This is a genomic window from Bartonella sp. MM73XJBT.G (assembly GCF_028618435.1).
GTDB lineage: Bacteria > Pseudomonadota > Alphaproteobacteria > Rhizobiales > Rhizobiaceae > Bartonella.
Map to the genome: position 1 here is coordinate 23,968 of NZ_JAQISW010000018.1, position 8,392 is coordinate 32,359.

The window sequence follows — 8,392 nt, forward strand, 5'->3', positions numbered from 1 at the left end:
TGTATGACCCTAAATAAGGTTATTGAGCCTCTTAAAGTAATCAGAGCGCAACCTTTTTCTCGTGCGCTTCTTGGATTTTATTGTTCTGCCGTATCAGATAAAACACGCTGTGCAATAAGTTCACGCGCATCATCAAGCTCTACATTAAGAGCGAGTGAACGCATTTCTTTAACCAACACATTAAAGCTCTCAGGTATACCGGCTTCAAATGTATCATCACCACGTACAATCGCTTCATAGACTTTCGTCCGACCAGCAACATCATCCGATTTTACTGTCAACATCTCCTGCAAAGTATATGCAGCACCATAAGCTTCAAGAGCCCAAACCTCCATTTCACCAAAACGTTGACCACCAAACTGTGCCTTACCTCCCAATGGCTGCTGCGTAACAAGCGAATATGGCCCAATAGAACGTGCATGAATCTTATCATCAACAAGATGATGCAATTTCAACATGTAAATATACCCTACCGTTACTGGACGATCAAAGGGCTCTCCCGTACGACCATCATAAAGCGTAACCTGCCCTGAACTATCTAGATCAGCATCTTCCAGCATCATATTGATATCAGACTCATGAGCTCCATCAAAAACAGGTGTTGCAATTGAAACTCCTCTCTTCATCTGAAGTGCCAATTTGTAAAGACTTTCGTTATCATACTGACGCACAGGTTCGTTATGATTATCATCAGGCATAAGATTTTCAATACGTTGACGTAAAGGAAGTATATCCCCAGTCTCTTGATATAATTCTAACAAATCACCAATCTTTTTGCCCATTCCGGCACATGCCCAACCAAGGTGCGTCTCAAGAATTTGCCCTACATTCATACGACTTGGCACACCAAGAGGATTTAAAACAATATCTGCATGCGTTCCGTCTTCAAGAAATGGCATATCTTCTACGGGTAGAATACGTGAGACAACACCCTTATTCCCATGACGTCCCGCCATCTTATCACCTGGTTGGATTTTGCGCTTCACTGCCACAAAAACCTTTACCATTTTCATGACACCAGGCGGCATTTCATCACCTCTTTGGACCTTTTCAACTTTATCCATAAAGCGACGTTGTAATGCTTCTTTTGATTCATCATATTGCTTGCGCAAAGCTTCAATTTCATTTTGAAGCTTTTCATCCTCAACAGCAAATTGCCACCACTGCGAACGTGGATAACGCCCCATTACCGTACTATCAAGCTTTTTACTCTCCGAAAAACCTTTTGGACCTTCTACAGCGACTTTACCTGTTAACATATCGGTAAGACGCGCATAAACATTGCGATCAAGAATCGACTGTTCATCATCACGATCTTTTGCTAAACGCTCAATTTCTTCACGTTCAATAGCCATAGCACGCTCATCTTTTTCCACTCCATGGCGATTAAAAACGCGAACCTCAACAACAGTACCAAACGTTCCAGGAGGCATACGCATAGAAGTATCGCGAACATCTGATGCCTTTTCACCAAAAATTGCACGCAGAAGCTTTTCTTCCGGCGTCATGGGACTTTCACCCTTTGGTGTAATCTTTCCAACCAAAATATCACCTGGCTGAACTTCAGCACCAATATAAATAATGCCAGCTTCGTCAAGATTCCTTAATGCTTCTTCCGCAACGTTTGGAATATCGCGGGTAATTTCCTCTGGACCAAGTTTTGTATCACGTGCCGCTACTTCAAACTCCTCAATATGAATTGAAGTAAACACATCATCTGCAACAATGCGCTCAGATAACAAAATGGAATCTTCGTAGTTATATCCATTCCACGGCATAAAGGCGACAAGAACATTCCGCCCAAGAGCTAAATCACCAAGATCCGTAGATGGACCATCTGCAATGATATCTCCCTTCTCTACCCGATCACCAACATGCACAAGAGGGCGCTGATTAATACAAGTGGACTGATTAGAACGCTGAAACTTTTGTAAGCGGTAAATATCAACACCTGATTTTGAAGGATCTAAATCTTCTGTTGCACGAATAACAATACGGGTAGCATCCACTTGATCAACAATACCACTCCGTTTTGCGCTCACCGCAGCTCCTGAATCGCGGGCAACAACGGATTCCATCCCTGTCCCAACAAATGGCGCTTCAGCGCGCACAAGAGGCACTGCTTGACGTTGCATGTTCGATCCCATAAGCGCACGATTCGCATCATCATTTTCCAAAAACGGAATCAGTGCGGCTGCCACAGAAACCAACTGTTTTGGTGAAACATCCATTAAATCAACATGATCGCGCGGCGCCATTAAAACTTCACCAGCATGACGGCAAACAACAAACTCTTCTATAAAACGACCTTCACTATCTAATGAAGAATTTGCTTGAGCAACATAATGCTTTGCTTCTTCCATCGCTGAAAGATAAATAACTTCTTTGGTGACTTTACCATCAATAATTTTACGATATGGGCTTTCAATAAAACCATATTTGTTAACCCGAGCAAATGTTGCTAAGGAGTTAATGAGACCAATATTAGGGCCTTCTGGCGTTTCAATCGGACAAATACGACCATAATGCGTAGGATGGACGTCACGAACTTCAAACCCCGCACGCTCACGAGTCAATCCCCCTGGACCAAGAGCAGAAAGACGGCGCTTATGGGTAATTTCCGACAATGGATTGGTTTGATCCATAAATTGCGACAATTGTGAAGACCCAAAAAACTCGCGAACAGCTGCAGCAGCAGGTTTTGCATTGATCAAATCCTGCGGCATAACTGTATCAATTTCAACTGATGACATACGCTCTTTTATCGCACGCTCCATACGCAGCAAACCAATGCGATATTGATTCTCCATCAACTCCCCAACGGAACGAACACGACGATTACCGAGATTATCAATATCATCAATTTCACCACGACCATCACGCAATTCAACCAACATCTTAACAACAGCAAGAATATCCTCTTGACGTAAAACGCGAACGGTATCTGGACAATCAAGATCCATACGTAAATTCATCTTAACACGTCCAACGGCTGAAAGATCATAACGCTCTGGATCAAAAAACAATGAATGAAACATTGCTTCCGCTGTATCGATTGTTGGGGGCTCACCTGGACGCATTACTCGATAAATATCAAACAAAGCATCCTGTCGACTTTCATTTTTATCCACTTTTAAAGTATTGCGGATATAAGCGCCAATATTCATGTGATCAATATCAAGAATATCGATTTGATCAGCACTAACATCAAGCAAAATCTTCAATACTTTTTCGTCAATTTCATCCCCCGCTTCAAGGTAAATCTCACCTGTCTCGTAATTGACGATATCTTCAGCAAGATAACACCCTAATAAATCATCTTCACTAACTTTAACAGACTTGAGTCCTTTTTCTGCCAAAGATTTTGCAGTACGAACTGTTAGTTTTTTACCAGATTCCGCAACAACTTCACCACTATCTGCATCTATAAGGTCAGAAATGAGCTTCATTCCTTTAAAGCGATCAACAGAATAAGGAACACGCCACCCTTCCCCATCACGCTCATAAGTCACTTTATCATAAAACGTCGACAAAATATCTGAGGCATCCATACCTAATGCCATTAACAGACTGGTAACAGGTATCTTGCGCCGCCGATCAATACGCGCATAGATGATATCCTTAGCATCAAACTCAATATCCAGCCAAGAACCACGATATGGAATAACACGAGCAGCAAAAAGAAGCTTGCCCGATGAATGGGATTTTCCCTTATCATGGTCAAAAAAGACACCAGGAGAACGGTGCATCTGAGAAACAATAACACGTTCCGTACCATTAACAATAAAGGTACCATTGGCTGTCATTAAAGGCATATCGCCCATATAAACGCCCTGCTCTTTAATGTCTTTGATATCTTTAGAGCCAGTATCCTCATCAACATCAAAAACAATCAAACGTAATATTACCTTCAATGGAGCTGCATAAGTTAAATCACGTTGACGACATTCTTCAACATCAAATTTTGGTAAATCAAATTCATAACCAACAAACTCAAGCATAGCTGTACCAGAAAAATCGGAAATAGGAAATACCGATTTAAAAACAGCCTGCAAACCTTCATCTGGTCGTCCACCTTTCGGTTCCTCAACCATGAGAAACTGATCATATGACGCTTTTTGAACTTCAATAAGATTCGGCATCTCTGCTACTTCAGGAATCTTACCAAAAAATTTGCGTACCCGCTTACGACCATTGAATTGAGACATCATTGCGTGAGTCTGAGCCATCGTCGCTCCTTGATTCTTACTCTTCAAGGTAGACCAACCTTGAAAGCCTTATATCATTAACCTGCATATGCAGACCAGTTCACTTGACCCCAATAATGAGCATCATTAACTTTCCCCACCAAAACAAGCCTTTCATTGACTTGACTTTATGATAAGGGATGAGTAGCCAAACCCTATACCCACTATTGCGATTAAACCTTTGGCAAAAGGTTTTTTTACTCATTACTTTTTCTCTTTTTAGAGAAAGAAAATCGGCGGATATAAATATCCGCCGATAAAATCAATTTTATTTAAGTTCAACTTTAGCACCAGCAGCTTCAAGTTGAGATTTAATTTTTTCTGCTTCTTCTTTAGAAGCGCCTTCTTTAATAGGCTTAGGTGCTTCTTCAACCAGATCCTTCGCTTCTTTAAGACCAAGTCCAGTAAGAGCACGAACTTCCTTAATAACATTAATCTTTTGCGCGCCACCTTCAACAAGAATAACATCAAATTCTGTTTTTTCTTCAGCAGCTGGAGCAGCACCACCAGCAACAGCTGCGACAGCTACAGGAGCAGCAGCCGAAACACCCCATTTTTCTTCAAGTAACTTAGAAAGCTCAGCAGCTTCCAAAAGAGTTAGATTAGAAAGGTCTTCTACGATCTTCGCTAGATCAGCCATTTTTAAATTCCTTTAATTAAAAGATTTGAACCATTATTAAAACTTATTCAAAAAAACAGAAAAGCATTAATACTCTTCCATCAACGTGAATAAACAGCCTTAAGCCGCCTTATCCTCCTGAGCATATGCGCTAATGACACGTGCAATCTGTCCACCAGGTGCGTTAACAACCTGTGCAATACGGGTCGCAGGAGTAGAAATCATACCCACAAGCTTTGCCCGCAACTCGTTTAATGAAGGCAATGAAGCCAATGACTTCACAGCATCTACAGTTAAACTTGTTGCCCCCATTGAACCGCCAAGGATGATAAATTTGTCATTGCTTTTTGCAAAATCAACAGCAACCTTCGGTGCTGTGATTGGATCCTCTGAATAAGCAATAAGTGTTTGTCCTGTAAACAAACCCATTATCGATTCAGATTCCGTGCCCTGAAGAGCGATTTTAGCAAGACGGTTTTTGGCGACTTTAACGGCACCGCCAGCTTCACCCATTTTTGAACGCAAATCGTTCATCTGTGAAACTGTCAGACCGGAATAATGTGCAACAACAACAGAACCCGACTTTTGAAAAGCCTCGTTAAGCCATGTAACAAATTCGCGTTTTTCCGCTCTATTCACTGTCTCTCTCCATTTAACAGATTTATTTTTAAACAAATCTGTTGGTTACCTTTGATAACATAAAATACTTCATGTCACCGATGAGGATCCTGTCCTCTTTTTCACGCACAGCGTTCAAAGACAACCCTGGCTCAAACCCTTTAAGTCTTTTAACTCTCAGTTTTTTACCCCAGTCTCATGTAGGCTTTTTTTGATTAAGATGCTTAAAACATCACCTACAATCTCGGACAGGATATTCCGGAATTTCTCCCGGTATAACCTAAGCTCTATAAAGCTTAGATGGCTAAATGCCGGAGAAAACCGACATTTAAAATATAATTTTGATCGTTACTTACCTCAAAAAAATATCAATAAGCTTATACTGACTCTGAACGAACCGTTGCTGGATCAACTTTAACACCAACCCCCATCGTTGAAGAAACAGCAACGCGCTTAATATATTCACCTTTTACACCTTGCGGTTTTGCTTTAATAACTGCACTTGCAAAGGCTTTAATATTTTCTACGATTTTTTCAACGCCAAAAGAAGCCTTTCCAATACCAGCATGCACAATACCAGCTTTTTCAACGCGAAACTCGACAGCTCCACCTTTAGAAGCTTTGACAGCACCGGCAACATCAAGTGTTACAGTCCCAACTTTTGGATTTGGCATCAAACTCCGCGGACCAAGAATCTTACCAAGACGACCAACGAGAGGCATCATGTCTGGTGTTGCAATACAACGATCAAAGTCAATCACCCCCCCATTAATGCTGTCAAACAAATCTTCTGAACCAACAATATCAGCCCCAGCTACCTTAGCTTCCTCAGCCTTATCTCCACGAGCAAAAACGGCTACACGAATATTTCGTCCTGTGCCATTGGGCAAATGAGCAACACCTCGAACCATCTGATCAGCATGACGAGGATCAACACCCAAGTTCATTGAAATTTCAATTGTTTCATCAAACTTAGCTACGGCACGCTCCTTAACCATTGAAACAGCATCTTTTAAAGCGTAAAGTTCATTAAAATCAATACCTTTTCGGATGTTTTTTATTCTCTTTGCTACTTTTGCCATAATATTAGCCCACCACTTCTAAGCCCATCGAGCGTGCAGAACCCTCAACCATACGCATTGCTGCCTCAATGTCATTCGCATTAAGATCTTTCATCTTTGATTCCGCAATCGAACGAATTTTATCGCGAGAGATACTCCCTACAGACACTTTCCCAGGCTCTTTTGAACCAGATTTCAGTTGTGCTTCCTTCTTTAAAAAGAACGACACAGGAGGTGTCTTAAGAGAAAACGTGAAAGACTTATCTTGGTAATACGTAATAACAACTGGAATCGGTGCACCCTTTTCCATTTCTTGCGTCGCCGCATTAAACGCCTTACAAAATTCCATGATATTAATACCACGTTGCCCAAGAGCTGGACCAATCGGTGGAGATGGAGTAGCAGCCCCTGCAGGAACCTGCAACTTGAGTTGACCTATACTTTTTTTTGCCATAATAATCTGCCTTCAATTTCACCGGGATACTAACAATTTATCTTGCTTGCTACCCGCTGCAGTCATGTGGTTCGGATCATTAAGCCGACAAAAGCCATAAATCACCTCCCACTCCTACCTTAAAGTAATTAAAACTACTCTAAGTTTAATCAGAGTTTTTCAACCTGACCAAATTCCAAATCAACAGGCGTAGGACGCCCAAAAATGAGCACTTCAACCTTAAGACGAGAGCGCTCTTCTTCAACCTCTTGAACAATTCCATTAAACGAAACAAAGGGACCATCAGCAACGCGAACTTGCTCTCCAACTTCAAACAATACAGAAGACTTCGGAGATTCAACCCCTTCCTGAACTTGTTTGAGAATTTGCTCAACCTCTCGATCAGAAATGGGAACAGGACGTGCATCTGATCCTAAAAAACCTGTCACTTTAGGCGTATTCTTAATAAGATGATAAACCTCATCTGTTAATTCAGCACGAACAAGAACATAACCAGGAAAAAATTTCCGTTCAGTATCAACTTTGCGTCCACGGCGAACTTCTACAACACGCTCCGTTGGAACAAAAATCCTCTCAAATAGATGATCAAGACCTTTTTGCCTTGCCTCCTTATCAATAGCTTCCGCCACTTTCTTTTCAAAATTTGAATATGCCTGAACAATATACCAACGAGCCGCCACAGTCACACTTCCTTACATTCTCAACTAAAAAGATATTTCAGAAGATCAATAACCCGCCAAACACTAAAATGCATAACCTGATCCACAATAAAAAAGAAAGCCGAAGCTAATGCCGTTACTAACAAAACCATAACAGTAGAAATAACTGTCTCGCGACGCGTAGGCCACTTTACTTTGACTGTTTCTGCATAAACCTGCTTCAAAAAGGCAATTGGATTGGTTTTAGATACCATCGTCACACTATACTCTCTCTAGCCCTATTATACTCTCTTTTAGTCCTATAATATTTTATCTAGCCCTATTGTGTTTTATACAACAAAACGAATACGAAAAAATGCAAAAGCCAAATTCCAGACTGATGCAATTTCTCTACTTCTTATTCAATAGCGTTTCACTCACAAAAAAACAAGCCCCAGATAAAAAAAAGCGAAAAAGACAGTAAGATTCACTCGCCTAATATCTAAAATTCTATTCCCCTTTGGCAGGGGCAGCAGGACTTGAACCCGCGACCTGCGGTTTTGGAGACCGCCGCTCTACCAACTGAGCTATACCCCTAACTCACAAAACTAAAACACCTTTGGCAACCTTTCAATAACCATTATTTACTCAATGATCTTAGAAACGATACCGGCACCAACAGTACGACCACCTTCACGAATAGCAAAACGAAGCTTCTCTTCCATTGCTATCGGAACAATCAGTGACACATCCAT

General features: G+C 41.3%; 7 protein-coding genes, 1 tRNA gene and 1 pseudogene. All 9 read right to left on the reverse strand.

Annotation, left to right across the window (positions count from 1 at the left end):
- Positions 1-77 precede the first annotated feature (77 nt).
- Positions 78-4,229: a DNA-directed RNA polymerase subunit beta gene (gene rpoB, locus PVV59_RS08365; protein ID WP_273755673.1), complete on the reverse strand. Its 4,152-nt coding sequence runs from the start codon at positions 4,227-4,229 to the stop codon at positions 78-80.
- A gap of 286 nt (positions 4,230-4,515) precedes the next feature.
- Positions 4,516-4,887, reverse strand: coding sequence for a 50S ribosomal protein L7/L12 (rplL, locus tag PVV59_RS08370; RefSeq protein WP_273755674.1), 372 nt, complete (start codon positions 4,885-4,887; stop codon positions 4,516-4,518).
- Positions 4,888-4,986: 99 nt separating this feature from the next.
- Positions 4,987-5,505 carry a 50S ribosomal protein L10 gene (gene rplJ / locus PVV59_RS08375; RefSeq protein WP_273755675.1) on the reverse strand — a complete coding sequence of 173 codons (519 nt, stop codon included), beginning with the start codon at positions 5,503-5,505 and terminating at the stop codon, positions 4,987-4,989.
- A gap of 356 nt (positions 5,506-5,861) precedes the next feature.
- Complete coding sequence (gene rplA, locus PVV59_RS08380) at positions 5,862-6,566, reverse strand: 50S ribosomal protein L1 (RefSeq protein WP_273755676.1); 705 nt, start codon at positions 6,564-6,566, stop codon at positions 5,862-5,864.
- A gap of 4 nt (positions 6,567-6,570) precedes the next feature.
- Positions 6,571-6,999, reverse strand: a complete 429-nt coding sequence (rplK, locus tag PVV59_RS08385; protein WP_012231471.1) for a 50S ribosomal protein L11 — start codon at positions 6,997-6,999, stop codon at positions 6,571-6,573.
- 149 nt (positions 7,000-7,148) lie between these two features.
- A complete protein-coding gene (gene nusG, locus PVV59_RS08390) occupies positions 7,149-7,679 on the reverse strand; it encodes a transcription termination/antitermination protein NusG (RefSeq protein WP_273755678.1) in 531 nt (176 codons plus the stop codon).
- Between the two features lie 20 nt (positions 7,680-7,699).
- Complete coding sequence (gene secE, locus PVV59_RS08395; RefSeq protein WP_273755679.1) at positions 7,700-7,912, reverse strand: preprotein translocase subunit SecE; 213 nt, start codon at positions 7,910-7,912, stop codon at positions 7,700-7,702.
- Positions 7,913-8,158: 246 nt separating this feature from the next.
- A tRNA-Trp gene (locus tag PVV59_RS08400) sits at positions 8,159-8,234 on the reverse strand.
- Between the two features lie 47 nt (positions 8,235-8,281).
- Positions 8,282-8,392 (reverse strand): annotated as a pseudogene (locus PVV59_RS08405) (elongation factor Tu); the annotation flags it as partial.

What these genes read in the sequence shown, in the direction of transcription:
- secE (WP_273755679.1), bottom strand. Translation starts at nt 7,912, where the DNA reads ATGGTATCTAAAACCAATCCAATTGCCTTTTTGAAGCAGGTTTATGCA.
- rplK (WP_012231471.1), bottom strand. Translation starts at nt 6,999, where the DNA reads ATGGCAAAAAAAAGTATAGGTCAACTCAAGTTGCAGGTTCCTGCAGGG.
- rplA (WP_273755676.1), bottom strand. Translation starts at nt 6,566, where the DNA reads ATGGCAAAAGTAGCAAAGAGAATAAAAAACATCCGAAAAGGTATTGAT.
- rplL (WP_273755674.1), bottom strand. Translation starts at nt 4,887, where the DNA reads ATGGCTGATCTAGCGAAGATCGTAGAAGACCTTTCTAATCTAACTCTT.
- rpoB (WP_273755673.1), bottom strand. Translation starts at nt 4,229, where the DNA reads ATGGCTCAGACTCACGCAATGATGTCTCAATTCAATGGTCGTAAGCGG.